33 protein-coding genes are annotated in these 26634 nt (G+C 26.9%); 15 read left to right on the top strand and 18 right to left on the bottom strand.

The window, feature by feature from the left end; translation table 11 throughout:
• Positions 1 to 66: 66 nt before the first annotated feature.
• From B0174_RS08640 to B0174_RS08600, 9 genes are all read left to right on the top strand, one after another.
• Complete coding sequence (locus B0174_RS08640; RefSeq protein WP_108559722.1) at positions 67 to 1776, top strand: ABC transporter ATP-binding protein; 1710 nt, start codon at positions 67 to 69, stop codon at positions 1774 to 1776.
• 83 nt (positions 1777 to 1859) lie between these two features.
• Positions 1860 to 2918, top strand: coding sequence for a quinone-dependent dihydroorotate dehydrogenase (locus B0174_RS08635; protein WP_108559721.1), 1059 nt, complete (start codon positions 1860 to 1862; stop codon positions 2916 to 2918).
• Between the two features lie 67 nt (positions 2919 to 2985).
• The gene (locus B0174_RS08630) at positions 2986 to 4248 is read left to right on the top strand and encodes a M16 family metallopeptidase (protein ID WP_108559852.1); all 1263 of its coding nucleotides are present in this window, start codon (positions 2986 to 2988) and stop codon (positions 4246 to 4248) included.
• Complete coding sequence (locus B0174_RS08625; RefSeq protein ID WP_108559718.1) at positions 4249 to 4716, top strand: globin domain-containing protein; 468 nt, start codon at positions 4249 to 4251, stop codon at positions 4714 to 4716.
• Between the two features lie 7 nt (positions 4717 to 4723).
• Positions 4724 to 5611, top strand: a complete 888-nt coding sequence (gene dapA / locus B0174_RS08620) for a 4-hydroxy-tetrahydrodipicolinate synthase (protein WP_108559716.1) — start codon at positions 4724 to 4726, stop codon at positions 5609 to 5611.
• Positions 5611 to 6390 (top strand): enoyl-ACP reductase, encoded by a 780-nt coding sequence (locus B0174_RS08615; RefSeq protein ID WP_108559714.1) that lies wholly within the window; start codon positions 5611 to 5613, stop codon positions 6388 to 6390. Before dapA ends, B0174_RS08615 begins: the two co-directional genes overlap by 1 nt.
• The gene (gene pgsA, locus B0174_RS08610) at positions 6390 to 6935 is read left to right on the top strand and encodes a CDP-diacylglycerol--glycerol-3-phosphate 3-phosphatidyltransferase (protein ID WP_108559712.1); all 546 of its coding nucleotides are present in this window, start codon (positions 6390 to 6392) and stop codon (positions 6933 to 6935) included. Before B0174_RS08615 ends, pgsA begins: the two co-directional genes overlap by 1 nt.
• 9 nt (positions 6936 to 6944) lie before the next feature.
• Positions 6945 to 8003, top strand: coding sequence for an RIP metalloprotease RseP (gene rseP, locus B0174_RS08605; RefSeq protein ID WP_108559710.1), 1059 nt, complete (start codon positions 6945 to 6947; stop codon positions 8001 to 8003).
• Between the two features lie 11 nt (positions 8004 to 8014).
• Positions 8015 to 8695 (top strand): YggS family pyridoxal phosphate-dependent enzyme, encoded by a 681-nt coding sequence (locus B0174_RS08600; RefSeq protein WP_108559708.1) that lies wholly within the window; start codon positions 8015 to 8017, stop codon positions 8693 to 8695.
• Between the two features lie 21 nt (positions 8696 to 8716).
• On the opposite strand, the gene B0174_RS08595 is transcribed toward B0174_RS08600, so the two are convergent.
• Both B0174_RS08595 and B0174_RS08590 read right to left on the bottom strand, forming a co-directional pair.
• On the bottom strand, positions 8717 to 8941 hold the full coding sequence (locus B0174_RS08595) for a tautomerase family protein (protein WP_108559706.1): 225 nt from the start codon (positions 8939 to 8941) through the stop codon (positions 8717 to 8719).
• 1 nt (position 8942) lies between these two features.
• Entirely contained in the window at positions 8943 to 10127 is a 1185-nt protein-coding gene (locus B0174_RS08590) for a YbfB/YjiJ family MFS transporter (RefSeq protein WP_108559704.1), read from the bottom strand.
• A 91-nt stretch (positions 10128 to 10218) separates the two neighbouring features.
• Here B0174_RS08590 and B0174_RS08585 point away from each other — a divergent pair, with 91 nt between their 5' ends.
• Complete coding sequence (locus tag B0174_RS08585) at positions 10219 to 11046, top strand: LysR family transcriptional regulator (RefSeq protein ID WP_108559702.1); 828 nt, start codon at positions 10219 to 10221, stop codon at positions 11044 to 11046.
• 8 nt (positions 11047 to 11054) lie between these two features.
• Here the strand turns inward: B0174_RS08585 and trpC are convergent, their stop codons facing one another.
• The 4 genes from trpC to B0174_RS08565 are packed head-to-tail and all read right to left on the bottom strand — an operon-like array spanning position 11055 to position 14227.
• Positions 11055 to 11846: an indole-3-glycerol phosphate synthase TrpC gene (gene trpC, locus B0174_RS08580; protein WP_108559700.1), complete on the bottom strand. Its 792-nt coding sequence runs from the start codon at positions 11844 to 11846 to the stop codon at positions 11055 to 11057.
• A complete protein-coding gene (locus tag B0174_RS08575) occupies positions 11843 to 13087 on the bottom strand; it encodes a tetratricopeptide repeat protein (RefSeq protein ID WP_205663515.1) in 1245 nt (414 codons plus the stop codon). Before B0174_RS08575 ends, trpC begins: the two co-directional genes overlap by 4 nt.
• 47 nt (positions 13088 to 13134) lie before the next feature.
• Entirely contained in the window at positions 13135 to 13518 is a 384-nt protein-coding gene (locus B0174_RS08570) for a YkgJ family cysteine cluster protein (RefSeq protein ID WP_108559697.1), read from the bottom strand.
• On the bottom strand, positions 13511 to 14227 hold the full coding sequence (locus B0174_RS08565) for a tRNA1(Val) (adenine(37)-N6)-methyltransferase (RefSeq protein WP_108559695.1): 717 nt from the start codon (positions 14225 to 14227) through the stop codon (positions 13511 to 13513). The genes B0174_RS08570 and B0174_RS08565 overlap by 8 nt, the downstream gene beginning before the upstream one ends.
• Positions 14228 to 14522: 295 nt before the next feature.
• On the opposite strand from B0174_RS08565, the gene B0174_RS08560 reads away from it, so the two are divergent.
• The 4 genes from B0174_RS08560 to B0174_RS08545 are packed head-to-tail and all read left to right on the top strand — an operon-like array spanning position 14523 to position 17396.
• A complete protein-coding gene (locus tag B0174_RS08560; protein WP_108559693.1) occupies positions 14523 to 14840 on the top strand; it encodes a 4Fe-4S dicluster domain-containing protein in 318 nt (105 codons plus the stop codon).
• A 9-nt stretch (positions 14841 to 14849) separates the two neighbouring features.
• Positions 14850 to 15980: a 2-oxoglutarate synthase subunit alpha gene (locus tag B0174_RS08555; RefSeq protein ID WP_108559691.1), complete on the top strand. Its 1131-nt coding sequence runs from the start codon at positions 14850 to 14852 to the stop codon at positions 15978 to 15980.
• 2 nt (positions 15981 to 15982) lie between these two features.
• Positions 15983 to 16816: a 2-oxoglutarate ferredoxin oxidoreductase subunit beta gene (locus B0174_RS08550; RefSeq protein ID WP_108559689.1), complete on the top strand. Its 834-nt coding sequence runs from the start codon at positions 15983 to 15985 to the stop codon at positions 16814 to 16816.
• Positions 16817 to 16826: 10 nt separating this feature from the next.
• Positions 16827 to 17396 (top strand): 2-oxoacid:acceptor oxidoreductase family protein, encoded by a 570-nt coding sequence (locus B0174_RS08545; RefSeq protein WP_205663514.1) that lies wholly within the window; start codon positions 16827 to 16829, stop codon positions 17394 to 17396.
• A gap of 26 nt (positions 17397 to 17422) precedes the next feature.
• On the opposite strand, the gene B0174_RS08540 is transcribed toward B0174_RS08545, so the two are convergent.
• Genes B0174_RS08540 through rpe form a run of 4 tightly spaced genes read right to left on the bottom strand, consistent with a single transcriptional unit; the run spans position 17423 to position 20016 of the window.
• A complete protein-coding gene (locus tag B0174_RS08540; protein ID WP_108559687.1) occupies positions 17423 to 17968 on the bottom strand; it encodes an HD domain-containing protein in 546 nt (181 codons plus the stop codon).
• Positions 17961 to 18791 carry a 3'-5' exonuclease gene (locus tag B0174_RS08535; RefSeq protein ID WP_108559685.1) on the bottom strand — a complete coding sequence of 277 codons (831 nt, stop codon included), beginning with the start codon at positions 18789 to 18791 and terminating at the stop codon, positions 17961 to 17963. The genes B0174_RS08540 and B0174_RS08535 overlap by 8 nt, the downstream gene beginning before the upstream one ends.
• Positions 18778 to 19371: a phosphoribosylanthranilate isomerase gene (locus B0174_RS08530; protein ID WP_108559683.1), complete on the bottom strand. Its 594-nt coding sequence runs from the start codon at positions 19369 to 19371 to the stop codon at positions 18778 to 18780. The genes B0174_RS08535 and B0174_RS08530 overlap by 14 nt, the downstream gene beginning before the upstream one ends.
• Before the next feature lie 3 nt (positions 19372 to 19374).
• Positions 19375 to 20016, bottom strand: a complete 642-nt coding sequence (gene rpe / locus B0174_RS08525; RefSeq protein ID WP_108559681.1) for a ribulose-phosphate 3-epimerase — start codon at positions 20014 to 20016, stop codon at positions 19375 to 19377.
• A gap of 123 nt (positions 20017 to 20139) precedes the next feature.
• On the opposite strand from rpe, the gene B0174_RS08520 reads away from it, so the two are divergent.
• Positions 20140 to 21159: a phospholipase A gene (locus B0174_RS08520; protein WP_108559679.1), complete on the top strand. Its 1020-nt coding sequence runs from the start codon at positions 20140 to 20142 to the stop codon at positions 21157 to 21159.
• A gap of 2 nt (positions 21160 to 21161) precedes the next feature.
• On the opposite strand, the gene B0174_RS08515 is transcribed toward B0174_RS08520, so the two are convergent.
• The 8 genes from B0174_RS08515 to B0174_RS08480 all read right to left on the bottom strand — a co-directional run bounded on the left by B0174_RS08515 (position 21162) and on the right by B0174_RS08480 (position 26375).
• Complete coding sequence (locus tag B0174_RS08515) at positions 21162 to 21656, bottom strand: hypothetical protein (RefSeq protein WP_228156438.1); 495 nt, start codon at positions 21654 to 21656, stop codon at positions 21162 to 21164.
• On the bottom strand, positions 21653 to 22237 hold the full coding sequence (locus B0174_RS08510; protein WP_108559676.1) for an NUDIX domain-containing protein: 585 nt from the start codon (positions 22235 to 22237) through the stop codon (positions 21653 to 21655). Before B0174_RS08510 ends, B0174_RS08515 begins: the two co-directional genes overlap by 4 nt.
• 47 nt (positions 22238 to 22284) lie before the next feature.
• A complete protein-coding gene (locus B0174_RS08505) occupies positions 22285 to 23457 on the bottom strand; it encodes a sensor histidine kinase (protein WP_108559673.1) in 1173 nt (390 codons plus the stop codon).
• Positions 23450 to 24109 (bottom strand): response regulator transcription factor, encoded by a 660-nt coding sequence (locus B0174_RS08500; RefSeq protein WP_108559671.1) that lies wholly within the window; start codon positions 24107 to 24109, stop codon positions 23450 to 23452. The genes B0174_RS08505 and B0174_RS08500 overlap by 8 nt, the downstream gene beginning before the upstream one ends.
• A 60-nt stretch (positions 24110 to 24169) precedes the next feature.
• On the bottom strand, positions 24170 to 24670 hold the full coding sequence (locus tag B0174_RS08495) for a YajQ family cyclic di-GMP-binding protein (RefSeq protein WP_108559669.1): 501 nt from the start codon (positions 24668 to 24670) through the stop codon (positions 24170 to 24172).
• 86 nt (positions 24671 to 24756) lie between these two features.
• Positions 24757 to 25518, bottom strand: coding sequence for a Rossmann-fold NAD(P)-binding domain-containing protein (locus B0174_RS08490; protein ID WP_108559667.1), 762 nt, complete (start codon positions 25516 to 25518; stop codon positions 24757 to 24759).
• Positions 25519 to 25905: a DUF423 domain-containing protein gene (locus tag B0174_RS08485; RefSeq protein ID WP_108559665.1), complete on the bottom strand. Its 387-nt coding sequence runs from the start codon at positions 25903 to 25905 to the stop codon at positions 25519 to 25521.
• 23 nt (positions 25906 to 25928) lie between these two features.
• The gene (locus B0174_RS08480) at positions 25929 to 26375 is read right to left on the bottom strand and encodes a phosphoribosyltransferase (RefSeq protein ID WP_108559663.1); all 447 of its coding nucleotides are present in this window, start codon (positions 26373 to 26375) and stop codon (positions 25929 to 25931) included.
• Positions 26376 to 26634: the final 259 nt, after the last annotated feature.

Genomic DNA, 26634 nt, shown 5'->3' with positions numbered 1-26634 from the left:
CTCTATGACTTTATTTAATAAGATTTGGCTATAATCCACCTTTTATTTAAATAATCAGGATTATTAATGAGAGACTTTTTTAAACAATATTCACCCTATTATAAAAATTATAAATTATTCTTTTTTTACTCTTTTGTAGGAATTATTTTAGTTTCAGCAGCAACATCTGGAACTGCTTATGCAATTCAGCCTTTACTTGATGATATTTTTATCAATAAAAATAAAGAAATGCTTTTTATGATGCCATTTATTGTAATTGCACTTTATACAGCAAAAGGTTTTGGAAGATATATGCAAGTTTATTATATTTCATTTATTGGACAAGATATTACAAGAATTGTAAGAGATAAACTTTTTTCTCATGTTTTAACACTAGATATGGATTTCTTTCAAAAAAAACATGGAGGAGAACTTGTAAGTAGAATTACAAATGATATTAATAGAATTCAACAAGCAATATCAAACTATGTTGCAGAATTTTTAAGTGAAATTTTAACAATAGTAGGACTTATTGGTTTAGTAATTTATCATTCGCCTGAACTTGCATTTTATGGATTAATTGTTTTACCGTTAGCTGTTTATCCTCTTTCTTTATTAGCAAAAAGAATGAAAAAATTATCTTTTAAATCACAAGAAAGTAACTCAGATATTACATCTAGTTTAAGTGAATCATTTAATAATATAGAAATTATAAAAGCAAATTCAAGTGAGAAAATTGAAGCAACAAAGTTTTCTGTTCACAACATGATTTTTTTCAAATACAATATGAAAGCATTAAAAACAAATGAATTAACTTCACCACTAATGGAAATTATTGGTTCATTTGCTTTTGCAGCTGTTATTATTGTGGGTGGCTCAAAAGTAATTTCTGGTGAAATCTCAACTGGAACTTTTACATCTTTTATTGCTGCTTTATTTATGCTTTATACACCAATTAGAAGACTATCTTCTTTGTACAATAAAATGCAAGATGCCCTTGCTGCAAATGAAAGAATAAATGATATTTTTGCAAAAGAAGCAACTATTATTTCAGGTGAAAAAGAGTGTCCTTCTAATATTCAAACTATAAGTTTCAAAGATATTGCATTAAAATATGATGATTTTGAAGCTTTAAAAAATATTAATTTAGAAGCAAAAAAAGGTGAAATAATAGCCTTAGTAGGAGATAGTGGTGGTGGAAAATCATCTTTAATAAATCTAATAATTAGATTTTATGATACAACGCAAGGAAATCTTTTATTAAATAATACTTCAATAAAAGATTTTAATATTAAATCACTTAGAGAAAATATTTCAATAGTAACTCAAAGAGTTTATATTTTTAATGACACAATAGCTGCAAATGTGGCTTATGGTTATGAAGTAGATGAAATAAGAGTTATTGAAGTTTTAAAACAAGCCCACGCCTATGATTTTGTTTTAAAAATGAAAAAAGGTGTACACACTCTTTTAGATGAATTTGGAACAAATTTAAGTGGAGGACAAAGACAAAGAATTGCCATTGCTAGAGCTTTATACAAAAATCCACAAATACTAATTTTAGATGAAGCAACATCTGCTTTAGATAATGAAAGTGAATCAATTATAAGTGAAGTTATTCAAGAAGTTAGTAAAAATAAAATCACTTTTATTATAGCTCATAGATTAAGTACAATCAAAAATGCAAATAAAATTGCTGTTTTTAAAGGTGGAGAAATTGTTTGTATGGGAAGTGAAATTGAGCTTTTAAACTCTTGTAAAGAGTATCAAAGATTGCATAATCTTGCAAATATTTAATGATTTAAAGAGTTAAAAAACATTAAAACCAATATTTAATGATTTTTAGATAAAATGTATTAATTAAAAAAAAGGGATAAACTTTGATTAGCTACCAAACACTAAAAAAAATCTTATTTAAGTTTGAACCAGAAACTGCACACAATCTCGCAGAATATGGTTTAAGAATTTTAGGAAAATGTAAAATTGCAAAAGCATATATGGAAAAGAAAAACTATATATCAAATCCTAAATTAACACAAGAAATTTTTGGTGTAAAATTTGAAAACCCAGTTGGACTTGCAGCTGGTTTTGATAAAAATGCAACAATGATTAAGGCTATGAAATCTTTAGGATTTGGATTTACAGAAATAGGAACAATGACACCAAAACCTCAAGATGGAAATCCAAAACCTAGAATGTTTAGATATCCTGAACAAAAATCAGTTCAAAATGCAATGGGATTTAACAACAAAGGTGCCCACGAAGTTTTAAAAAACTTAAAAAAAGTTTATCCTTTTTCAATTCCAATTGGCACAAATATAGGAAAAAATAAAACAACTCCTGAAGAGTTTGCATTAAGTGATTACAAAAGTTTGATAAAAAAATTTGAAGCAAGTAGTGATTATTTAGTAATAAATATTTCAAGTCCAAATACTCCAAATTTAAGAGATTTACAAAATGAAAAGTTTATAACAGAACTTTTCACAATGGCAAAAGAATTAACAGCAAAACCAATTTTGTTAAAAATTGCACCTGATATGGAAATTTCTATGGCTATTGATTTATGTAATAGTGCAATTAACGCAGGAGCTGCTGGAATCATTGCAACTAATACAACTATTGATTATAGTTTAGTTCCAAATTGTCAAAATTTTGGTGGGCTTTCAGGAGCTTGTTTAACACAAAAATCTGCTAGTTTATTTAAAGAACTAGGACGAGAATTATTTGGTAAAACAGTTTTAATTTCTGTTGGTGGAATTTCTTCTGGAGCGCAAGCTTATGAAAGAATCAAAGATGGTGCAAATCTTGTACAATCATATTCAGGAATGATTTTTGAGGGACCATCAATGGTTCGAAAAATAAATGAAGAACTATTAGCGTTAATGGCAAAAGATGGGTATGAAAATATTTCTCAAGCCATTGGAGCTAATTTAAAATAAAAGGAACAAATTGATTAAAATATTTATTATTCAATTTTTATTATTAATTACAATTTCGGGAGAATTAATGAGTAGTAGCTTACCAAAATATTATACAAAAACTTTAGAAAATGGTTTAGAAATAGTTGCAATTCCCATGAAAAATGGTTCAGGAGTCATTTCAACTGATGTTTTTTATAAAGTTGGAAGTAGAGATGAAAAAATGGGAAAAAGTGGAATTGCCCACATGTTAGAACATTTAAATTTCAAATCTACAAAAAACTTAAAAGCTGGTGAATTTGATGAAATAGTAAAAGGATTTGGTGGCATGAATAATGCTTCTACTTCATTTGACTATACTCACTATTATATAAAATCAGCTTCAAAAAATATGGATAAATCATTAGAATTATTTGCAGATTTAATGGAAAACTTAACTCTTAAAGATGAAGAGTTTCAACCAGAACGAGATGTTGTAGCAGAAGAGCGAAGATGGAGAACTGATAATAACCCAATGGGATATTTACAATTTAGATTATTTAATAATGCTTTTATTTATCATCCATATCATTGGACTCCAATTGGATTTATGAGTGATATTCAAAATTGGTCAATTACTGATATTAGAGATTTTCACAGCACTTATTATCAACCAAAAAATGCAATAGTTGTAATTGCTGGAGATATTGATGAAAAAAATGTATTCGCATCTGTTGAGAAACATTTCAAAAAAATAAAAAATAAAAAAGAGATTCCTTCAAAACTTCATACAATTGAACCTGTTCAAGATGGAGAAAAAACAGTTGTAATAAATAAAGAATCAGCAGTACAAATGATTGCAATAACTTATCATATTCCAAACTTTGAGCATGAAGATCAAGTTGCATTATCAGCCTTAAGTGAATTTCTAAGTTCTGGAAAAAGTTCAATTTTACAAAAAAAACTTGTAGATGAAAAAAGATTAGTAAATACAATTTATGCTTATAATATGGAATTAAAAGATCCTGGAATCTTCATGTTTATGGCAGTTGCAAATGAAGGTGTTGATGCTAAAGAAATTGAAAAAGAAATTTTAGATACAATTGCGCAAATCCAAAAAGGTGATATTTCTCAAAAAGATATTGACAAGATAAAAATAAACACAAAAGCTGATTTTATTTTTTCACTTGAAAGTTCAACAGAAGTTGCATCTCTATATGGTTCATATTTTGTAAGAGATAATATAAAACCTCTTTTAAACTATGAAAAGAATGTTGATAAATTAACTAAAGAAGATTTAATTAATGTTGCAAAAAAATATTTGATAAAAAGTAACTCTACAACAGTTATTTTAAAGCAAGAAGAAAAATAAATGAATTACTCTATTAGTAAAACAAAATTTGGTGAAAAACCTGATTTTGAATATCCTATTTCTCTTTTTTTAAAAGAGATGGGAGAAGATAGATTAAAAAAATTATTCAGCGATTTTTATGATTTAGTTGTTGATAGTGATATTGGAAATTTTTTTCCACAAGATGAAGAAAAGTTAGAAAAAATAAAAGCTCATAATGTAAAGTTTTTTATAGAAGCTTGTGGTGGAGAAAAACATTACACAAAAGCTGTTGGTCATTTTGATATGTTAAAAACCCATAAGCAGTTTTCAATTACTGAAAAAGCAAGAAGAGAATGGTTGGGTTGTATGGAAGAAGTTTTAAAAAAAGTAGATATTTCAAATGAAGCAAAACAGAGTTTTTGGGACTTTTTAGAAACTTTTTCAAAACATACAGTAAATGTAAATGAGAGATTAGAATTAGAAGATTTAGTAGTAAGTAAAGGATAAAAAAAATATGGAAATTATTACCGGTTCAATGACCGCACTTATAACACCATTTAAAAATGGAAAAGTTGATTTAGTAAAATATGAGTCTTTAATTAAAAGACAAATTGCACAAGGTATAAATGCAGTTGTTCCTGTTGGAACTACAGGAGAAAGTGCAACACTTTCTTTTAATGAGCATAAAGAGTGTATTGAAGTGGCGGTTGCTGCTTGTAAAGGTTCAAATACTAAAGTAATTGCAGGTGCTGGTTCAAATGCAACACATGAAGCTTGTGAGTTAGCAAAACATGCTCAAGATGTTGGTGCAGATGGGATTTTATCTATAACTCCATATTATAATAAACCAACTCAAGAGGGTTTATATCAACATTTCAAAGCAATCGCAAATTCTGTAGAAATTCCTTTTGTACTTTATAATGTTCCAGGAAGAACTTCTGTCGATTTAGAAGCTAAAACTGCTATTAGACTTTTTGATGATGTTAAAAATATATATTCTATAAAAGAAGCAACAGGTTCACTTGAAAGAGCTATTTGTCTAATCTCACAAAGAAAAGATTTTTTTGTATTTTCAGGTGATGATGCAATTGATTTTCCTATGCTTGTAAATGGAGCAAAAGGAATTATTTCTGTAACTGCGAATATTCTTCCAAATCTAAAATCACAATTAGTAAATAGTGTTTTTGAAGGTGATTATGAAAAAGCTAAACAGATAAATGAAGATTTATATGCTTTAAATTCTGTATTATTCTGTGAAAGTAATCCAATTCCTATAAAAGCTGCTATGTATTTGGCCGGTTTACTTGACACTTTAGAATATAGACTTCCACTACTTTCACCAAGTAGTGAAACAATGAAAAAATTAGAAAAAACTTTAGAAAAATATGAGGTAATAAAATAATGAGTAATGAAATGAAGGGTAAAACTTTAGTAATTTCTGGTGGTACAAAAGGTATTGGGAAAGAATGTGTTTACAAATTTGCAAGTAATGGTATAAATGTAGCTTTTACTTATAACTCAAATCAGCAGTTTGCAGAAGATATTTGTAAAGATATTGAAGAAAAATATAAAGTTAAATGCAAAGCTTATCCTTTTAATATTTTAGAACCTGAAAAATATAAAGAGTTATTTGAAGAAATTGACAAAGATTTTGATAGAGTTGATTTCTTTATTTCTAATGCTATGATTTATGGTCGTGCTGTTGTTGGTGGGTATGGTAAATTTATGAAATTAAAACCAAGAGGCTTAAACAATATTTATACAGCAACTGTTAATGCCTTTGTTTGTGGAGCTCAACAAGCCGCAAAAAGAATGCAAAAAATTGGTGGTGGTGCAATTGTTTCTTTATCATCAACTGGAAATTTAGTATATATCGAAAACTATGCAGGTCATGGAACAAATAAAGCAGCAGTTGAAACTATGGTTAAATATGCAGCAAATGAACTTGGTGAATTTGGAATTAGAGTAAATGCAGTTTCTGGTGGTCCAATTGATACAGATGCACTAAAAGCATTCACAAACTATGAAGAAGTAAAAGCAAAAACTGCTGAATACTCTCCATTAAACAGAATTGGTGAACCTCAAGATTTAGCTCAATCATGTTATTTCTTATGTACAAGCGATGCATCATGGATTACAGGTCATACTTTAATTGTTGATGGTGGGACGACTTTTAGATAATGTCATCAAAAGTACTAAATTTACCAAATATTTTGGCACTTTTTAGAATAGCATTAGCTCCGCTGATGCTATGGTTTTTTATAGATAGAAACAATCCTATCTTTTCTTCATGGCATCCTTCTTGGTTTGATTATTTTGCTGGTCTTATTTTTGTTGTAGCTTCTGTTACAGATTTTTTTGATGGTTTCATTGCTAGAAACTGGAATCAAATGACAAAATTAGGTGGAATATTAGATCCACTTGCTGACAAAATGCTTGTACTTGCGGGATTTATTGGGCTTATTGTAATAAATAGAGCTTCTGCTTTTGCTGTATTTTTAATACTTTCAAGAGAATTTTTTATCACGGGCTTACGAGTTGTAGCTGTTAGTGAGGGAAAAGATGTAGCTTCTACAATGGCTGGGAAAATAAAAACTGTCATCCAAATGATTGCTATTGGATTTTTAATAATGAACTGGCCACTTGCAACAGAGATTTTATGGTTGGCTGTTATTTTAACAATATATTCAGGGTATGAATATACAAGAGATTATTTCAAAAATTAAGGGCTTTTTTTGGGTACTATTACTTTTTTACTTGTTTTATCATTTTTAGTTTTTTTCCATGAGTTGGGACATTTTTTAGCAGCTCGTTATTTTGGTGTAAAGATTCATGTGTTTTCAATTGGTTTTGGAAAACAGATTTTTGCAAAAGAGTGGAAAGGAACAACATGGCAATTGGCATTAATTCCTTTAGGTGGATATGTTCAAATGAAAGGTCAAGATGATAAGAATCCTAATTTAAAAGAGGATGGAGACGATTCATATAATACAAAAAAACCATGGCAAAGAATAATAATATTATTTGCAGGTCCTTTTGCAAACTTCATTTTAGCAGCTATTTTATACTTTTCTATTGCAATGATGGGGGCAAGCACTTGGGCTGCTCAAGTGGGTCAAGTGCAAGAAAATTCACCCGCATTTCATGCAGGAATTTTATCAAATGATGAAATTATAAAAATAAATGATACTGAAATAAAATCTTGGGATGAGATTGGAAAAACTATCATAAGTACAAATGGAACTTTAAAATTCTTTATTAAAAGAGACGGAGTAATTATTGCAAAAACAATAAATCCACAAATCTCAGATAGTGAAAATATGTTTAAAGAAAAAATCAAAAAAAGAATGATAGGAATCTCACCATCAGGAAAAATTATTAATCTTGATTTATCTTTTGGTGAATCTTTGATTTATGCTTATGACAAAACTATTTTTGCTTCTACTATGATTTTTCAAGGTATTCAAAAACTCGTTCAAGGGGCAATTCCAAGTAGTGAAGTGGGTGGTGTTATCTCGATTGGAAAAGTAATTTCAGATGCAAGTGAATCTTCGATTATTGCATTATTTGCTATAACTGCTCTTATTTCTGTAAATCTTGGAGTTTTAAATTTACTTCCAATTCCAGCACTTGATGGTGGACATATCATGTTTAATTTATATGAAATGATTACAAGACGAAAACCAAGTGATCAAGTATTTATGTTTTTAACTATTCTTGGATGGGTGATTTTAGGAAGTTTAATGCTTCTTGGAATTTATAACGATATAAATAGAATATTTCTAAATAACTAAAAAGAGAAACTATGAATAAACAAACAGCAACAAAAAATTTAGATGAAATAATAACAAAAGTTGAAGGTGCAAGATTAAAAATATCTGAACATCATATTGTAAAAATTATAGGAATCTCAAAATACTCAACAGCTGAAGATATAAATACTTTATATGAAGCAGGTCAAAGAGCTTTTGGAGAAAATAAAGTACAAGATTTAAAAGAAAAAATGCAAGAACTAGAAGAGTTACCAATTGAATGGCATTTTGTTGGAACTTTACAGAAAAATAAAATAAATAATTTAATAGATTTAAACCCAACTTTAATTCAATCATTAGATTCACTACCTTTAGCAATAGAATTAAATCAAAAATTAGAATCAAAAAATAAAAAACTATCTGCCCTACTTCAAATAAATTCAGCTTATGAAGATACAAAATCAGGCGTTATGCCAGAAGTTGCAGTGGAAATTTATAAACAAATCATTGAACTTTGCCCAAATATTATTTTAAAAGGTGTTATGAGTATTGGTGCTCATGTTTCAGATGAAAAAGTTATAAAAGAGTCATTTAAAACTACAAAAAAAATCTATGATGAAGTAGTTCCTTTAGGAGCAAAATATTGTTCTATGGGAATGAGTGGTGATTTTGAACTTGCAATTGCAAGTGGTTCTAATATGATTAGAGTGGGTTCTACTTTGTTTAAAGACTAATATTTAAAGACTTTTTTGTCTTTAAATACTTGTTTGTTTTTTCTCTTCATTTCTTATTTGAGTAATGCTTTTTCCACCAACCGAATAATTATCAGTACTTACTTCTTCAATAATCACAACAGCACTAGAAGCGCCTCTATTAAAGATTTGTGCAAAAAGTTCTGTGATACCTTTTGATAACTTTTCTTTTTGCTCTTTTGTAGCACCACCATCTTCGTGTGTCATTTTTACATTTATAACTGGCATTTTATTCTCCCTTTAAATTAAATATTTTAGTCAATATTAGCAACACTATTCCACCTGAAACAATAAATGCTGTAACATACAAAGTATAATCATAAGTTTTAAAATGTTCTATTAAAGCGACACTATAAAGTGGCGCTGCTACTTGCCCTATTCCATAAGCTGTAGTTAATGCACCCATTAACATTACAGGATTATTACCTGCTAATTTCCCACCTAAATTCATAAACAATGCAACTAATCCTATAAAAGTTCCACCATATAAAATTCCTGAAAGTAAATTTAAATATACATTATTTGTTAATGCTGAAATCAAAATACCAATAACTTGTAAAAACATTGCCAAAATAATTATATTTACACTTCCATATTTATGAGCTAACATCATCCAAGTAATACAAGATGGAATTCCAGCAACCCCAACTAAAGTCCATGTAAAACTTCCAAATCCTTCTAATCCTTTTAAAGAATTTATAATATCAGGTAAAAAAGTTCCTTGAACAACCATTCCCACACCCTCACAAAAATATGCCATAATTAGAATTATCACAAAAGGCGAAAATAGAGATTTATCAATATGATGTTTTACACTATTTTGTTTAACTTCTTTATCATAAGATAAAATATACATAGAATAAAACGACATAACAAAAGCAAAAAATGCCAAAACTATCCAAGCAAATTGCCATGTTCCATTAAAATGAAATACAATTCTAACTATAAAATCACTCACTAAAATAGAAAATCCTATTCCAGAAAAATGTATTCCCATTGCTTTAGTTTTATTTTGAATATTTAATTTATTCATAACAATAGCAGAACCAACAACCAAAGCCATAGCAGCCCCAAATCCAGCAAGAACTCTTGATATTATCCAGACTGTCTCAGAAGTTGTGATTCCAAGCATAAGAGTTGTACTTACAGCTAAAAACATACCTAATCTAAAAAATTTTACTTTCGTATTTATATCTTTTATAAAAACTGAAAATATAGAACCTGCTAAATATCCAACATAATTAATAGAAGCTAATACACCTGCAAAACTAATAGTTAAATAATTCTCTAACATTGATGGTAATAATGATGTAAAAACAAATCTTGCAACTCCAACACCAATAATTAGTGCAATAATTCCTGCAAGTAAAATAGCAATATTTGAGTTTTTATCTAATAAACTTATACTTTTCATACTCTCTCTCCTTAGTATTTCTGTATAATATCACTAAAAATGATATTAAGTCAAATATCTAATCATGATTTATGATATAAGGAAAAGAGATATGGATTCAAGTTTATTAAAAGTATTTGTCGAAGTTGCCCGTGAAAACAGTATTACAAAGGCTGCTAGTAAATTAAATTTTGCCCAATCAAATGTAACTTCAAGAATAAAACAACTTGAAAAATCTTTAGGATTTTCACTTTTTCATAGAGTTCCAAAAGGTGTGATTTTAAGTAAAGAAGGAGAAAAACTCTATCCTTATGCTCTTGAAATTGTAAAAAAAGTTGAACTTGCAACTTTTAGTATGAAAAATATCACAAATCAAGAACATTTAATAATTGGTTCAACAGAATCGAATGCAACTACAAGAATAATTCCTTTTTTAGTTCAACTTCATAATGATTTTCCAAATATGAGTTTAGAACTAATAACAAATACCACAAGAGAAATTACTAAAGAACTACTTGATTATAAAGTCGATATTGCATTTATTAGTGGTGTTCCAAAAAATAATGAGTTAATAGTTCTAAATAAAGTTGAAGAAAATATAGTAATTGTTGAGCCAAAAATGGAAAATGCTCCAAATGTTTTTTTGTCTTTTAAAAATGGTTGTGCGTATAATGAATTTGGACAAAACTATCTAAAAAATAGTTCAGATGAAGATTTTAAAACCTTAGAGTTTGGAAACTATGAAATAATTTTAGGTTGTGTGAAAGCTGGAATGGGAAAAAGTTTGTTGCCTTTAAGTATTGTAAAAAAACACCAATATGAAAATGATTTAAAAATTACAAGTTTACCAAAAGAGTTAGCAAATATGCCAACTTGTTTGGTTTGTAGAAAAGATAATATTCCTAAAATTGAAAATTATTTAAAAGAATATCTCTTTTAAATAGTTTTCTAGTTACAAGCATTTTTGAATTTTTTTAACTCATCTTCAATACTTGGAACTCTCATAAAATGTTCACCAATTAAAAAAGCATCAGCTCCAATAGAACTTAATCTTTTAATTGTCTCAACATTTGAAACACCAGATTCTGCAACAATTATTTTTCCATTTGGAATTAAAGGAATTAATTTATCACATAAAGTCATATCCATCTCAAAAGTATCAAGATTTCTATGATTTATTCCAATAATTGTAGCTCCACTTTTAATAGCTTTTGTTAAATCTTCAAGGTCATGAATTTCAACTAAAACTTCAAGACCTAAATGAATAGCATATTCATAAAGTTCTTTTAACTCTTTTGTTCCCAAAGCTTTTGCAATAAGTAAAATAAAATCTGCTCCATAAACTAAAGCTTCAACGATTTGATATTTATCAACAATAAAATCTTTTCTTAAAAGTGGCGTTGGAACATATCTTCTAATTGCAGTTAAATACTCTAAATTTCCTTGAAAATAGTGAGGTTCCGTTAAAACAGAAATTGCATTTGCACCACTATTACTATAAGCTTGTGCTATTAAAATAGGATCAAAATCTTCTTTTATAATTCCTTTGCTAGGACTTGCCTTTTTAACCTCAGCAATAATCCTAATCGGTTCTTCTTTTGTAGATCTTAAATATGGTTTTACATCTCTTGGAGCATAAGGATTTGAAGATAAAGTTCTTCCTAATAAATCTAAACTTATCTCTTTTTTTCTCTTTTCTAAATCTTCTTTTGTTTTTTCGATTATTTCATCTAAAATCATTTTTTACACTCCTTTATTTTTTCCCAATGTAGTTTTATTTCATCATCATCTAATCCAATTTCATCAACAACTTTTTTCATTTGTTTGAAAGCTTCTTTGCAATTTTTAAGTTTATATTCTCCCCAAGCTAAAGTATCAATATAAGCTACATTATTTGGTTCTTCTTGTAATGCTTTTTTTACTAAAATTACACCTTTTTGTACATTTACATTAAAATCAATCAATATATATGCTAAATAATTTTCATAAATATGATTATCAATATTTTGCGTTACTTTTTCAAATTTAGCAATAACAGCATTTAATACTTTTCTTTTATCTTCAGCCATTTCAAACTCTATAATTGCTTGTTGTCCTAAATAATCAAAATTATAACTACTTGCATATAATTTACCTAATAAATCATAAGCTTTTTGTGGTTGGTTTGTAATTTTATATAGATTCAATAAAATTTCATCTTCATCTTGGTTTTGTTCTAAAAACTCTATTGCTTGTCCAACATTATCTTTTGCTATATATTTTATTAACAAAAGTTTAGTTTTTCCAAACATTTCAACTTCTTCATTTTCTTTATATTCAAAATACATCTCTTTTAAAAAAGGAACCATTTTTTGAGTTTGCTGTTCTTTTTCATAAAAAGTTAAAAGTTGTATTGATAAATTAAAATCATGACCATTTTCTTTTATAAATTGTTCTATTTTATTTATAGCTTCAGTTTTTTGTGACAAATTAAAATATTGAATATTTGTCAGATTAAAAAATGTATTTGCAGATTTATTTAAAGCAAATGATTTCTCAAATAATTCATAAGCTTTTAAATAATCTTTTTGTTGTAAATAAATTGTTCCCAAAAGTTCATAATTTACATCATTTTTAAATAAATTAACTAACTTTTGACCACTTAATAAAGCTTCTTTCTGATTTCCTAATTTAAATAATGCAAATGTATACAATCTTAAGATAATTTCTTCTTCTTTGATATTATCAATATAATATTTTAAAGCCTGTTCTTTAACAATCTTATAATCTTGTATATGTGTAGATATAGCTATATATTTTACAAAATATTCATAATTATCTGTTTTTTCAAATAATTTAAAATATAAATTCATTGCATCATAATATAACTTTTGATTTTCTGATTCTAATGCTAAAATTATATATTGATTTTCTGATTCAAAACTTTTAGTTTTTAACTCAACAAATTTTGTTTTTATTGGTTCTTGATTTTCTACTTCCAAAGTTTTATTATTACATCCATTAAAAAAGAATAATAATAAACAAAGTACTAAAGACTTCGTATAGCTGGGCACTCTTTATAAACCTCTTCTTCATTTTCTTTAAAATAATCCCAAAAGGGAAAAGTTCTGCATTGACTTGGTCTTACATTATAAATAGAACATTGTTTTTTATCCAAATCAAAGAAACAACACGCATAATTCTGGGAAGCTAATTGTATCTCTTTTATGCTATATTTATAGGCGATTTTATTTAAATATCTTTTTTTTAAATCTTCAGCAGTAATTTTTAAATGTAAAGCTAAAGCTTGAATCTCAACTGCATTAACCCAAATATATCCACTTTCACCAATACAACAATTTCCTTTGCAACTATCACAACCACTTGGCTCAAAGGCAAAATTAAATCCCTCTTTTTTAATTAAATTACTCAATATCAACCTTTATACTATGTGTAGAAGATTTTATATATATATCTTGGATTTCAGAAGTAAACTCATTATTTTCATCAAAAACTATTAATGGTTTTAATATTTTTGTTAAAGATTTTGAATTTCGTTTTGCATAAACTAAAATCAATGTTGCATCTTTTGAAACTTTTGGATGAACAAACTGCAAAGCTTCCAAATTAAATTTATATTTACTCAATAATAATAATATATTATTTATTTGTTTTACATCATAACAAAAAAATAACTTTCCTTCACTATTTAAAATAGTTGCATTTTTTTTAATAAATACTTCAAGTGGTAAAGAATCATTATATCTAGCTATTTTCAAACATTCATTATCACTTTTTATTACATCATTATGATAAAAAGGTGGATTCGAAACACAAATATCAAATCTTTTCTCAAAATTAATTTCTTCAAAAGAACCTTTATATAATATTGAATTTATTTTATTTATTTCTGAGTTTTTAGATGAGAAGAATTGAAACATTTTTTGTATTTCACACTGATTTAGTTTCAGTTTTTCAAAATTTTTTGCAACTAATAAACCTAAGATTCCACTTCCACTTCCAATGTCTAATAATTCACCTTTGATACTCTTATATTTTTTTAAATTTTCAATTATAAAGCCATATAAAAAATGTGTATCACTGTTGTAACAATAGCCATTTATTGGCTGATATAAAACCAAAAATCTTCCTTATTTTATTTAATGAGATTATATCTAAGTTAAATAAATCTGAGTTTTAATTTCATTATTAACTCATACTTTTATATGTAAATTAGATTGATATTTTAAGCTTAAACATAGGTTATAAAAGCATTTTTAATTTCATAATTATCTTGTAGCAAAATGTAACAAGAGATAAATTCAACTTATAAATTCCAAAGATAAAACATTCTTTGAGTTTATTATAGGCTATTATTTGACGATAATATATTGAGTTAAGTCAAGTATTGATATTAAAATAATTTAAGGAGAAATTATGTCTAATATGGAAGCTCCTGCAAATACACCCGTTTGGGTTAATGAAGCTAGATGCAAAGCATGTGACAAATGTGTTTCAGTATGTCCAGCTGGTGTACTTGCTATGAGACAAGAAGTTCATTCTACTTTAGGTTCAATGATTAAGGTTGTTCATCCTGAATCATGTATTGGTTGTATGGATTGCGAATTAGCATGTCCTGATTTTGCGATTTATGTTGCTGATAAAAAAGAGTTCAAATTTGCAAAACTTACAGAGGATGCAAAAGAGAGAAAAGAAGCGGTTATAAAAAATAATTATAGAGAACTAGAGGCGTAAGGAGAATTAATGGCAAGAGAACTAATTTCAACAGGAAATGAATTAGCAGCAAAAGCTGCACTTGACGCAGATGTTGAGTTTTTTGGTGGATACCCTATTACTCCTTCAAGTGAAATAATGCATGTTCTTTCTTCAGCATTACCAGCTAGAGGACAAGCATGTATCCAAATGGAAGATGAAATCGCAGGTATTTGTACAGCAATTGGTGCTGCAATGTCTGGAAAAAGATCAATGACTGCAACTTCTGGACCTGGTATTTCTTTAAAAGCAGAAAATTTAGGAGTTGGGTATATTTCAGAAGTTCCTTTAGTTGTTGTAAATGTAATGAGAGGTGGTCCATCAACTGGTCTTCCAACAAGAGTTGCACAAGGTGATATTTTACAAGCAAAAAATCCAACTCATGGAGATGTTAAATCTATTACTTTAGTTCCTGGTAATTTAAAAGAGTGTTATACAGAAACAGTAAGAGCATTCAATTTAGCTGATAGATTTATGCAACCAGTATTTGTTTTATTAGATGAAACAATTGGTCACATGAGTGGAAAAGCTATTATTCCTGATTTAGAAGAAGTAAAAGCTGGTAAAATTTCAAGAAGAAAATTTACAGGTGATAAAAAAGATTATAAACCTTATGGTGTAGGAGCTGATGAACCAGCTATCTTAAATCCAATGTTTGAAGGTTATAGATACCACTTTACAGGACTTCACCATGGACCAACAGGTCACCCAACTGAAGATGCTGATATGTGTGATGCTTTAATGAAAAGATTATTCAATAAAGTTGATGCTCATTTAGATGAAGTAGAATTAAATGAAGAATATATGTTAGAAGATGCTGACATTATGATTATTGCGTACGGTTCTGTTTCATTAGGTGTTACAGAAGCTATCAATAGAATGAGAAAAGAAGGTATCAAAGTTGGTATGTTCAGACCATTAACAATTTGGCCAAGTCCAGCAAAAAGAATTAAAGAATTAATGACAAGATTTAACAAAGTATTAGTTACAGAGTTAAATATGGGACAATTTGCTGATGAAGTACAAAGAGTAAGTGGAAGATCAGATTTTGATACATTATTCAAAGTAAATGGTAGACCTTTATCTCCACTAGAAATTATTGAAAAAGTGAAAGGAATGTAATCATGGCATTTAATTATGATGAATATTTAAGAACAGACAAAATGCCAACACTATGGTGTTGGGGATGTGGTGATGGAGTTATTTTAAAATCTGTAATTAGAGCCATTGAAAAAATTGGTTGGAATATGGATGATGTTTGTGTTGTTTCAGGAATCGGATGTTCGGGAAGATTCTCTTCATACATCAACTGTAATACAGTTCATACAACTCATGGAAGAACATTACCTTATGCAACAGGAATTAAATTAGCGAATCCTGATAAAAAAGTTATCGTTGTTGGTGGAGATGGTGATGGACTTGCAATTGGTGGAAATCATACAATTCATGCTTCAAGAAGAAACATTGACTTAAATTATATTATTATCAACAACTTTATTTATGGATTAACAAACTCTCAAACATCACCTACAACTCCACAAGGTATGTGGACTGTAACTATGAGTAGAGGAAATATTGATCCAACATTTGATGCTTGTAAATTAGTTGAAGCAGCAGGAGCTTCTTTTGTAGCAAGAGAAACTATGCTTGATCCTAAAAAACTTGAAAGAACTTTAGTAAAAGCTTTTGAACATAAAGGTTTCTCATTTGTTGAAGTATTCTCTAACTGTCATGTTAACTTAGGAAGAAAAAATAAAATGGCAACAGCTATGGCTAACTTAGAGTGGATTGATTCTATTTCTATGGGTAAAGCTAAATTTGAAAAATTAGAACCAGCTGAGCAAAAAGGTATTTTCCCTACTGGTATTTTAAAACAAGATACTGAAGCAATGGAATATTGTGAAGCTTATGAAAAAGTAAAAGAAGCTCATAAAAATAAAACTATGGTTCAATTATAAGGAGTTACACATGGCAATAAATAAAACATTAATGAGATTTACAGGTGTTGGTGGACAAGGTGTACTTCTTGCAGGATCAATTTTTGCAGCTGCAAAAATCAATGATGGTGGATATGGTTTAAAAACAGCTACTTATACATCTCAAGTAAGAGGTGGACCAACTGTTGTTGATATTACTCTTCAAGATGATGAAATTTTATATCCTTATGCAAATGATGGTGAAATCGATTTCATGTTATCAGTTGCACAAATCTCTTATGATCAATTCAAAAATGGTGTAAAAGAAGGTGGAGTTATTGTTGTTGAACCAAATCTTGTTACTCCAACACAAGAAGATAGAAAAAAATGGAAAATCTATGAGATTCCAATTATTACTATTGCAAAAGAAGAAGTAGGAAATGTTATTACGCAATCAGTTTTAGCATTAGCAATGGCTAATTATTTTACAGGTGAAACTGTTTCAAATGATGTTCTAAGAAATACAATGCTTTCAAAAGTACCTGAAAAAGTACATGCAATAAATAACAAAGCATTCGATTTAGGTCTTAAATACGCTAAAGAAGCGCAAGAAACTAACTAAAAAACAGAGGTTATTTAACCTCTGTTTTACTCTTTTATATACTTACTATAATTTTCAATTTTCTCTTTTAATCTTTTTGCTAAATAAATATTTGAATTTCCTAAACAAGATAAAATAAAACTAGCTTCTTTTTTATAAGCTATTATTTTTTCATTATCCCAATTTTCGGGAGGAGTTCCTAAATTTGTAACTCTATTGGCCAATTTAACCATTTGAACTTCATAAGGTTGTGCAAGTAATTTTTCAATATTATCTTTTAGTTGTTCTTGTTTTGAATTTAAAGTTTTATCTTTTGTTAAAGCTTCAACGCCATTAGCAATATCCTCTCCAAATTTTACATATAATTCATCATAAGTAATATTTGTATCTTCAATAATATTATGTAATAAGGCACATGAAATAGCAAAATCTGTTTTTTTTTCATCAAGCTGAGATTTCTCACATGCATTTATAACTTCCATTGTTACACAAGTTATATGAGCAAGAGAAGGCAATCCATTTGGAGTCTTTTGATTCCCGTGAGATGCTGCTACAAAATTTAGAACTTCAATATAATTTTCTTGGTTAAACATTTTTTTTAATCTCTTTTTTTTGATTATTTATAATACTATCACTTTTTGAAAAAGCAATTAAATCCTCAACCGTTTTAATCTTAGAACTATCAATATTTAACAAACTTTTTTCAAAAACTATGGCTGTTGTTAAAGCATCATAATAAGCTCTGTGGTGATTATCAACTTGAATATTTAAAACTTCTTTTAAAAAACTCAAACCATATTTTTCAGATTCAATAGTTCTTTTTGCCAAATCAATAGAACAAATTTTTCTATTTAAAAGTTTACCCAAATGAAATTTCTCAAAAGAATCAGAAATAAAAGTATAATCAAATTTTATATCATGGGCTATAAAAACATCATCTTCTAAAAATATTTTAAATTCTTTTAATACTTTTTCTAATCGAGGAGCATCTTCAAGCATTTTTAGATTAATTTTTGTAACTTCTTGAACATAAGGTGGAATCTCTCTTGCGTGAACTAAAGATTCAAATTTACCAATAATCTCACCATTTTTATATTTAACAGCACCTAATTCGATTATTTGATAGCCATTTCTTGCACTTCCACCATTTGTTTCAATATCAACTATACAAAAAATTTGTTCTTCTATTGGTGTTTTTGTCGTTTTTAAATAAACAAAATCTCCATCAAATTCCAAAGGTAAACCATTTGATAAAAGTAATTCAAATTCAAGTTCAGGAGTTTCATAAAGAGAATCCGTTGCTTCTTTTAATAAATCAAGAAATTCAGTATATAAAATCGGTTCTTTTAGTAATCTTTGTAGAATATTTTGTAACTTAAATTGAGGTTTGGGAATAATCCTTCTATTTGATTTCATTAGCCTCTTTTACAAAATCTATCATTTTTTGTTTAGATTTTTTCCCCTTTGATTCTTCAACACCTGAACTTACATCAACTCCATAAAAACCATAATTATTTAACTCTTTTAAATTTGATGAAGTTAAACCACCTGCAAGAATAAATCTTGAACAATCAATATCTTCAAACCACTCTAAAGCAATTCTTTTACCAACTCCACCAAAACCATCAACAAAAGCATCTAATAAATAATAATCATTATTTAGATTCTTTAAATCTTTTTGTGATTTCACTCTTATTACTTTTACAGATTTCACTTCTAATAACTCATAATCTAATATATCATTATCATCAATTATTTGAGCTAATTGCATTTTTGCTTCAGAACAAACTTCATTTATAAAATTTTCATTTTCATTTACAAAAAGTCCAACTGTTTGCACAAAAGGAGGAAGTTTATCAACTATTTCTTTAGCTTTTAAAGGTGTTATATATCTTGGAGAATCTGCATAAAAAACAAAACCTAAAGCATCAACACCCGTATTTATAGCATCAAGAGCATCTTGTAAATTTGTAATTCCACAAATTTTTACTCTCATTTTTTATACCTGCAGACTTTTTATGGCTTTTGAATAATCATCATTTCCAAATACATAAGATCCTGCAACAACAACATCAACTCCAGCTTCTTTTAAGTCATGGATATTTTTGTCATTTACTCCACCATCAACTTGGATTAAACAATTTGGATTTTTTTTATTTATTAATTCTTTTAATTTTTTTGCTTTTTCAATAACAGATGGAATAAATTTTTGTCCACCAAATCCTGGATTTACAGACATTAATAAAACCATATCTAAGTCTTCAAGTAAATATTCTATAGCTTCAGGAGGAGTATGAGGATTTAAAACAATTGCTGGTTTTATTCCATAATCTCTAATTTTTTGAATAAGTCTATGAGGATGATTTTCGCTTTCAATATGAAAAGAAATATATAAAGGTTTGCAAGGAGCAAATAATTCCACAAAAAATGTATTATCTTCCACCATTAAATGAATATCAAGAGGTTTAGTAGCAACTTTGGCAACAGGATTTACAACAACAGGTCCAATAGTCATATTTGGAACAAAATGTCCATCCATTACATCAACATGAATTAAATCACATCCACCATCACAAATTGCTTTTATTTCATTTGCCAGATTTCCAAAATCAGCTGATAATATAGAAGGCGCTACAAGCATCTTTTCTTAACCTTTTTCTCTAAATTTTGGTCGATTATATCATTTAAACTCTTTTAGATTGTATAAAATAGGTTTATAATTTTTTTTAATGTAGAATGTAATAAAAAATAAGATTGGCAAATCATGAAAAAATTTTTACCCTTATTTATATGTACTTTATGTTTGAGTAATGATATAAATAAGATTTATCAGGAAGCTCAAGATTTAGAAAATCAAGGAAACTATAAAGAAGCTATGCTTTTATACAAAAAAGCTGCTGATTTAAATCTTCCAAAAAATAATCAAGAAGATAGATATTTAGTTGATTTATCAAAAAATAATGAACATAAAGTTGAATCATTTACTAATATGAAAAAAGCTTTTTATCAAAATCAAATAGATAAGGTTAATGATAAAGAAACAGATGAAAATCTAAAGCAAATAATTACAAGTGATTTTGGTCTTTATCCTTATAAAAAAAATTATATTCTTCCTGCAACCTACCAATTAAATACACCAAAAGATCAAAATGCATTTGAAACAAATTTCCAAATAAGTTTAGAAAAACCTATCTCATATAATTTCTTTGGACTTAATGAATCAATTTCAGCTGCATATACTCAAAAATCATTTTGGCAAACAGGAGAACACTCTTCTCCTTTTAGAGAAACAAATTATGAACCTGAAGTATTCATACAATTTCCATACAAAAGTACCAGCACTTTAAAAGGTTATAAAGTTGCATTAAACCATGTTTCAAATGGAAAGAATGATGAATTATCAAGATCATGGAATAGAGTCTATTTAGAAGGTTATTTTCAACTCTCAAATTTATTTATAATTCCAAAAGTTTGGTATAGACTCCCTGAAGATAGTGCAGATGATGATAATCCAAATATTGAAGATTATTATGGAAATGGTGATTTAACTTTTTTATATGCTTATAAAAAACATACTTTTGAATTAACTTTACGAAATAATCTTGATTTCAATGATTCAAATAAAGGTTCAGCAGAATTAAATTGGACTTTTCCATTACCAGACTTTTTATATGCAACGGATACCTATGGAATATTTCAAGTTTTCTCAGGTTATGGAAATAATTTAATTGACTATGATCGAGAAGTTCATAAAGTAGGATTAGGAATAGCTTTTTCCAGATAATCCTATTTTTTCATATTTTGTATATAATAAAAGATAGCTTCTATCTCTTCTTCAACCAAGAAATATGTTGGCATAACATTAGCATTATGAATTAATTTTTCACAAACCTGTTCTTTTTCAAATTTTAAATTTATATTCTTTTTAGTATTTACTTTCTGTGAAAAAGTTTCATAATCTATACTTTTTATATCAGGAATAATTAAAGTACAATTGTAAACTTTTTTATCAAATAGTTGATGTTTAAAATCAACCATTTTTCTTCCTCTCGCATCATTTCCATGACAGCTATTACACCCTATTCCTCTTGGATTATTATAAAGCATTTTTCCATATTCATATTTTGTAATAAAAGAATTATTAATATCCATTAAATCTTCTTGCTGTTTTTGTTCTGGTTGATTTACTTCTGGTTGTTTGTTTTCTAATTGATTTTGTTCAACTTCATTAGCAAAAAGAAGTGAACTAAGAAGTAAGAAAATTACATATATATATTTCATTTAACTCCTAATTTTTCTATATTTTTAAAAAACCAATAAAAACTAAACATTAAACCAGGTGTTTTAGCTTTTGATTCATCAAAAATAAATTCTTCACCTTGTTCAATTGGCAAAAACATAACTTCTATTTGTTCATCATTTATTCCACCACCATCATGAATTTTCATTGATTCATCAATTTTAGCAAAAAATAAATATTGACAAGCTCCACTTATTCCAACATTTGTATAAAATGAAGTTATTTTTAAAATATCATCTATTTTTACATGATACCCACACTCTTCATCAATTTCTTCTTGAGCTATTTCTTCTAAAGATTTATCTTTATCAACTAATCCAGCACATAATTCATAAGTAAATGTTTTAGAATTATCATTTAAAAAAATGGGAACACGAAACTGTTTTACAAGTAAAAAAGCTTTTTTTTCAATATGATATAAAAGAATTGCCACACTATTATGGCTTCTTACAGCTTCCCAAGTTTTATCTTTTCCATTTTGATTAAAAGTCACTTTTATTGGATGAATAAATTTTGTATCTTTTAATTCACTTATTTCTAAATTTTCAATTACATTTATCATTTTTAATCTTTTAAATTTTTTGTATTCTAACAAAAAAATAATTCAATTTACTTTTTATTTACAATTGAAGAAAAATCAACACTAAACACCGTCTCTTTTTTTAATTGTGATTTTAAATCTAGAAGTAAATTATATTCATTGCAAATTCTTTTTACAATATCTAAACCTATTCCAAAACCACCTTCGTTATTATTTCCTCTTTTATATCTTTTAAAAATCTCTTTTTCTTCCTCTTTACTTATTCCTCTTCCAAAATCTTTTACGATCAAAATATTATTTTTTAAAGTAACTTCAATGATAGAGTCTTTATAACTATATTTAATTGCATTTGAAATTAAATTATTTACTAATTTTTGAGTTTTTGTTTTATCCATTTTTATAAAACAACTAAAAAGATTCGAATTAATCTGAATATTTTTTGTAATAGAAATATCATTAAAATAATCCGTACTCTCAGCAACCAAATCTTTTAAATCAAACTCTTCAAAAACATCTTCATTTATCTCATTAAAAGCAGAAAAATGAATATCATTATATATTTGAGAAATCTGCTTAGAACTACTTAAAATATATTTCATCATTTTTTCAGGATTTTTTCCACTTTTCAACATTGAAACAGAAGTCATTAAAACTGTAATAGGTGTATTTAATTCATGGGCTGAATCTTTTATAAATTTATCCATTGATTCAACTCTTTTTCTTGCAGGATTTAATAAAATTTTTGACAATAAATAACCAACACAAGCTATAAATATTGAACTAATAATCAGTTTTATAAGTATTAATATTTTAATATTATTTTTATCACTAACTACTTGACAACTTTCCATAATTATATATTTAATAGGAATATTTTCTTCATCAAGAGTAGTTATGAAATAGTTATAAAAACTATTTTCATAAATATTTTTAGAATAATCAACTTGAAATCTTTCATCTAAATATGAAAAAATAATATTTTTATCTTTATCTAAAAGTGCATATTTAATATTTTCTTTTGCTAACTTTTGAGGAATAAAATCTTTTTTCTTCATATACTTATCTAAAATTTCTGCTTTAATCTGCATAGAAGCATTTTTAAGTTCCATAGTACAAGAATCATGCGCCATTTTTAATTCATTTTGATAATAAACATATAAAATTACACTAACAAGAAAAATTGTTGAACTAACATAAATAAATAAAAAATTTCTTAAAGCTTTTTTTTCATCATTATTCAAATCTATACCCTACTGAACGAATTGTTGTTATTTTTTCTTTACCAATAATTTCTCTAAGATTTTTAATATAAACTCGAATAGTAGCATCTGTAGGCATTTCATCATAAACCCAAATATTTTGTAATAATTCATCACTTGAAATTACTCTATTTTTATGAGTACAAAAATATCTCAAAATATCTCTTTCTTTTAAAGCTAGATTTATTATTTTATCATCTTTAAAAATTTGACATGATTCTGGTTCAAAAAATAGATTTTTATCGATTTCTATTTTATTATCTTGATTAATAAAAAATTGTCTACAAAGTTTTAAAATCCTCTGATCTAATTCTTCTAAATCAAAAGGCTTTTTAATATAATCATCAACGCCATTTTCAAATGATTCTTTTAAATGTTTTGTATCTTGATAAGCTGTTAGAATAATAACAGGAGTATTATTTTTATACTCTTTTCTAATAGTTTTTAAAACATCTATTCCACTAATTTGTGGAGTATTAATATCAAGCAAAGCAATATCAAACTTTTGCTCAATTAAAGCTTCTAAAGCAACTTGTCCATTAGTACACAAAGTTACTTCAAAACCTTTATCTTCAAGATGTTCATTTAATAAATCACTTAATGCAACATCATCTTCTAGTAACAAAACTTTCATAATAAATCCTAATAAATTGTTTTTTATTATAAGCTAATTTTGTTTATTAAGTGTGTATATTTATTTAAAGTTATCAAAAACTAAAGGAGCTTTAAAATCAAGTGACTTTAAGTGTTTCATAATATTTTGTAAATCATCAATATTTTTTCCAGTAACTCTTATTTCATCACCTTGATTTACAGCTGATACTTTTAATTTCAAACCTTTTATTTCTGTTTGAATTCTTTTTGCTTCATCTTTTTCTATGCTATCTATTATTTTATAAGAATATTTTCTATTTCCACCACTTGAATCTTCTTTTTTTAACTCTTCAAGAGAATTAATAGAAATACCTCTTTTATTCATTTTTGAAATTAATATATCTCTCATTGCATCTATTTTACTATCACTTGTACTAATTAATGTTAAAGTTTTAGCTCCAACATTTAAATCTAATTCTTTTGAAATACCTTTAAAATCATATCTAGTATCAATTTCTTTTTGAGCTTGAATTACTGCATTCTTAACCTCTTGCATATCAAGTTTTGCTGAAATATCAAATTGATGTTCTTTAACTGCCATAGTTATTCCTTTTTTAGTTTATTATTTATTGATTTTAGATTTTAACATTTATATGTAAAGCTTCTGGTAAAACAAGATTTAAAAAATTAAAATATAAATACATTATTATATTTATATTTAAAGCCTAACTTTTCTATTTTTGAACCATCAATTTTCCTATCTAAAAAGAAATTATTATCCAAAAATATTGGAATATCAAAATTATATTTTTTTGAATTAAAACTATAAATTTCTTTTTTTGTAGGATGTTCTTTAGAACAAAGGTTAAAAGTTCCAGTTAAATTATTTTCAATTACAAATTTAGTTGCACTAATCACATCATTTCTATGAACAAAATTTATTAAACTATCTGGAAATTCAACTATTTTATTTGCACTTCTTTTTCCAAAATATCTATTATCTCCAACAAGTGCAGAAACTCTAAAAATTATATTACTTTTATTTTTTATAAGTTCCTCAGCATCAAATACTATTTTAGAACTTGAATCAGTTATTTTATATTTTTCATCAAAATTACCTAAAATATTTGGATAAATTGAAGTAGAACTTATAAATATAATTTTCTCAATATCTTTTATTTTTACATGATTAAAAATTTTTTCTAAAAAACCTAAATAATTCTCAAATTTAGAAGGTGGATAATTAATAAATAAATAATTAGTATCTAATAATTCATCTAAAAAATTCAAATTATTCTCATTTAAAATATATGAAGTAAATCCTTCTTCTTCATATATTTTTTGTTTTTCAATATTTCTTGAAGAAACTTTTATTTTATACTTACTCTTTAATACTTTAGCAAGTTCAAAACCTAACCAACCAGCACCTAAAATAGTAAAAGTTTTCATTTAAGGTCTTAAAATTTCGTAAGTTATCATGATCCATGCAATAATCAATAAAGAGCCACCAATTGGCGTAATCGCTCCTAAAATTGGCATTGATAAAACAGCTAAAAGATATAAAGAAAATGAAAATATACACATTCCAATAATTATAAGCCAAATAGCTATATATATTTTTTTTGAATTAGATTTTAAAGCATAAAGAAAAGTAGCTATAAAAAGTCCAAAAGTATTATAAAAGTGATATTCAACACCTGTATGATATATCTTTAACATATACTCATCAAGTATAGATTTTAAGCCATGCGCACCAAAAGCACCCAAGCTAATAGCTAATGCCATCATAAAAGATGCAACAGCTAAAAATATTTTAATTTTATTATTTAATATCATTATTATCTATATCCTAAAGTAATTTATTTAACATCAACTTCCCAAAAAAAGTCAATCCAAGTATTAGCTTCTCTAACGCTAAAATCTGGTTTTATAACAGCTGTAGTTTTATAAAATAAAGTTGCTAATTTAAATTCAATATTCGGGAATTTTTCTTTTAAAATCTTTAAAATTTCCCTCATTGTTTCACCTGAATCAACAATATCATCAATAATCAAAACTTTTTTTGAATGTGAAATATCTGGAATATTAAAAATATTAAATGTATCCAATCTTACTTCACCATCATAATGAATAGAATTTAAAGAATATAATTTTTTTATATTCATTGCTTGTGCCATTAAATGAGAAAGCGTTAATCCACCTCGCGCAACTGCTAATAAAACATCAGGTTCAAAATCTCTACATTTATTTACTAAAATCTGTGTATCATCTTTAAATAAATCATAACTATAATAAAACTTTTCCAAAAAAAATCCTGTAATGTAATATATACCAGATGAGATTGTATCGAAAGAAGAGTAATAAAAGAATAAAAAGCAAAGTAAAGAATAAAAAGCAAAGTAAAGAAGTAAAAGATGAAGCGGGTAAAAGAGTAGACTAAAAAAAAGCTTCTTCCTAAAAGAACTAATAATAAGTTCAAATAAGAAAAAGCTTTGTAAAAAAACTCAAGAGCTGGCAGCGGCCTACGTTTCCACCAGGGGACCCGGCAGTATTATCGGCGATGAA

This window comes from Arcobacter caeni (assembly GCF_003063245.1).
GTDB classification, from domain to species: domain Bacteria; phylum Campylobacterota; class Campylobacteria; order Campylobacterales; family Arcobacteraceae; genus Aliarcobacter; species Aliarcobacter caeni.
The sequence above is the reverse complement of the archived record's forward strand: the minus strand, read 5'-3'. Positions and strand labels throughout refer to the sequence as shown.

What these genes read in the sequence shown, in the direction of transcription:
- B0174_RS08585 (WP_108559702.1), top strand. Translation starts at nt 10,219, where the DNA reads ATGGATTCAAGTTTATTAAAAGTATTTGTCGAAGTTGCCCGTGAAAAC.
- dapA (WP_108559716.1), top strand. Translation starts at nt 4,724, where the DNA reads ATGGAAATTATTACCGGTTCAATGACCGCACTTATAACACCATTTAAA.
- B0174_RS08495 (WP_108559669.1), bottom strand. Translation starts at nt 24,670, where the DNA reads ATGGCAGTTAAAGAACATCAATTTGATATTTCAGCAAAACTTGATATG.
- B0174_RS08555 (WP_108559691.1), top strand. Translation starts at nt 14,850, where the DNA reads ATGGCAAGAGAACTAATTTCAACAGGAAATGAATTAGCAGCAAAAGCT.
- B0174_RS08515 (WP_228156438.1), bottom strand. Translation starts at nt 21,656, where the DNA reads ATGAAATATATATATGTAATTTTCTTACTTCTTAGTTCACTTCTTTTT.
- B0174_RS08640 (WP_108559722.1), top strand. Translation starts at nt 67, where the DNA reads ATGAGAGACTTTTTTAAACAATATTCACCCTATTATAAAAATTATAAA.
- B0174_RS08530 (WP_108559683.1), bottom strand. Translation starts at nt 19,371, where the DNA reads ATGAGAGTAAAAATTTGTGGAATTACAAATTTACAAGATGCTCTTGAT.
- B0174_RS08600 (WP_108559708.1), top strand. Translation starts at nt 8,015, where the DNA reads ATGAATAAACAAACAGCAACAAAAAATTTAGATGAAATAATAACAAAA.
- B0174_RS08490 (WP_108559667.1), bottom strand. Translation starts at nt 25,518, where the DNA reads ATGAAAACTTTTACTATTTTAGGTGCTGGTTGGTTAGGTTTTGAACTT.
- B0174_RS08625 (WP_108559718.1), top strand. Translation starts at nt 4,249, where the DNA reads ATGAATTACTCTATTAGTAAAACAAAATTTGGTGAAAAACCTGATTTT.
- B0174_RS08520 (WP_108559679.1), top strand. Translation starts at nt 20,140, where the DNA reads ATGAAAAAATTTTTACCCTTATTTATATGTACTTTATGTTTGAGTAAT.
- B0174_RS08595 (WP_108559706.1), bottom strand. Translation starts at nt 8,941, where the DNA reads ATGCCAGTTATAAATGTAAAAATGACACACGAAGATGGTGGTGCTACA.
- B0174_RS08535 (WP_108559685.1), bottom strand. Translation starts at nt 18,791, where the DNA reads ATGAAATCAAATAGAAGGATTATTCCCAAACCTCAATTTAAGTTACAA.
- B0174_RS08590 (WP_108559704.1), bottom strand. Translation starts at nt 10,127, where the DNA reads ATGAAAAGTATAAGTTTATTAGATAAAAACTCAAATATTGCTATTTTA.
- B0174_RS08615 (WP_108559714.1), top strand. Translation starts at nt 5,611, where the DNA reads ATGAGTAATGAAATGAAGGGTAAAACTTTAGTAATTTCTGGTGGTACA.
- B0174_RS08550 (WP_108559689.1), top strand. Translation starts at nt 15,983, where the DNA reads ATGGCATTTAATTATGATGAATATTTAAGAACAGACAAAATGCCAACA.
- B0174_RS08485 (WP_108559665.1), bottom strand. Translation starts at nt 25,905, where the DNA reads ATGATATTAAATAATAAAATTAAAATATTTTTAGCTGTTGCATCTTTT.
- B0174_RS08630 (WP_108559852.1), top strand. Translation starts at nt 2,986, where the DNA reads ATGAGTAGTAGCTTACCAAAATATTATACAAAAACTTTAGAAAATGGT.
- B0174_RS08560 (WP_108559693.1), top strand. Translation starts at nt 14,523, where the DNA reads ATGTCTAATATGGAAGCTCCTGCAAATACACCCGTTTGGGTTAATGAA.
- B0174_RS08510 (WP_108559676.1), bottom strand. Translation starts at nt 22,237, where the DNA reads ATGATAAATGTAATTGAAAATTTAGAAATAAGTGAATTAAAAGATACA.
- trpC (WP_108559700.1), bottom strand. Translation starts at nt 11,846, where the DNA reads ATGATTTTAGATGAAATAATCGAAAAAACAAAAGAAGATTTAGAAAAG.
- pgsA (WP_108559712.1), top strand. Translation starts at nt 6,390, where the DNA reads ATGTCATCAAAAGTACTAAATTTACCAAATATTTTGGCACTTTTTAGA.
- B0174_RS08500 (WP_108559671.1), bottom strand. Translation starts at nt 24,109, where the DNA reads ATGAAAGTTTTGTTACTAGAAGATGATGTTGCATTAAGTGATTTATTA.
- B0174_RS08540 (WP_108559687.1), bottom strand. Translation starts at nt 17,968, where the DNA reads ATGTTTAACCAAGAAAATTATATTGAAGTTCTAAATTTTGTAGCAGCA.
- B0174_RS08545 (WP_205663514.1), top strand. Translation starts at nt 16,827, where the DNA reads ATGGCAATAAATAAAACATTAATGAGATTTACAGGTGTTGGTGGACAA.
- rpe (WP_108559681.1), bottom strand. Translation starts at nt 20,016, where the DNA reads ATGCTTGTAGCGCCTTCTATATTATCAGCTGATTTTGGAAATCTGGCA.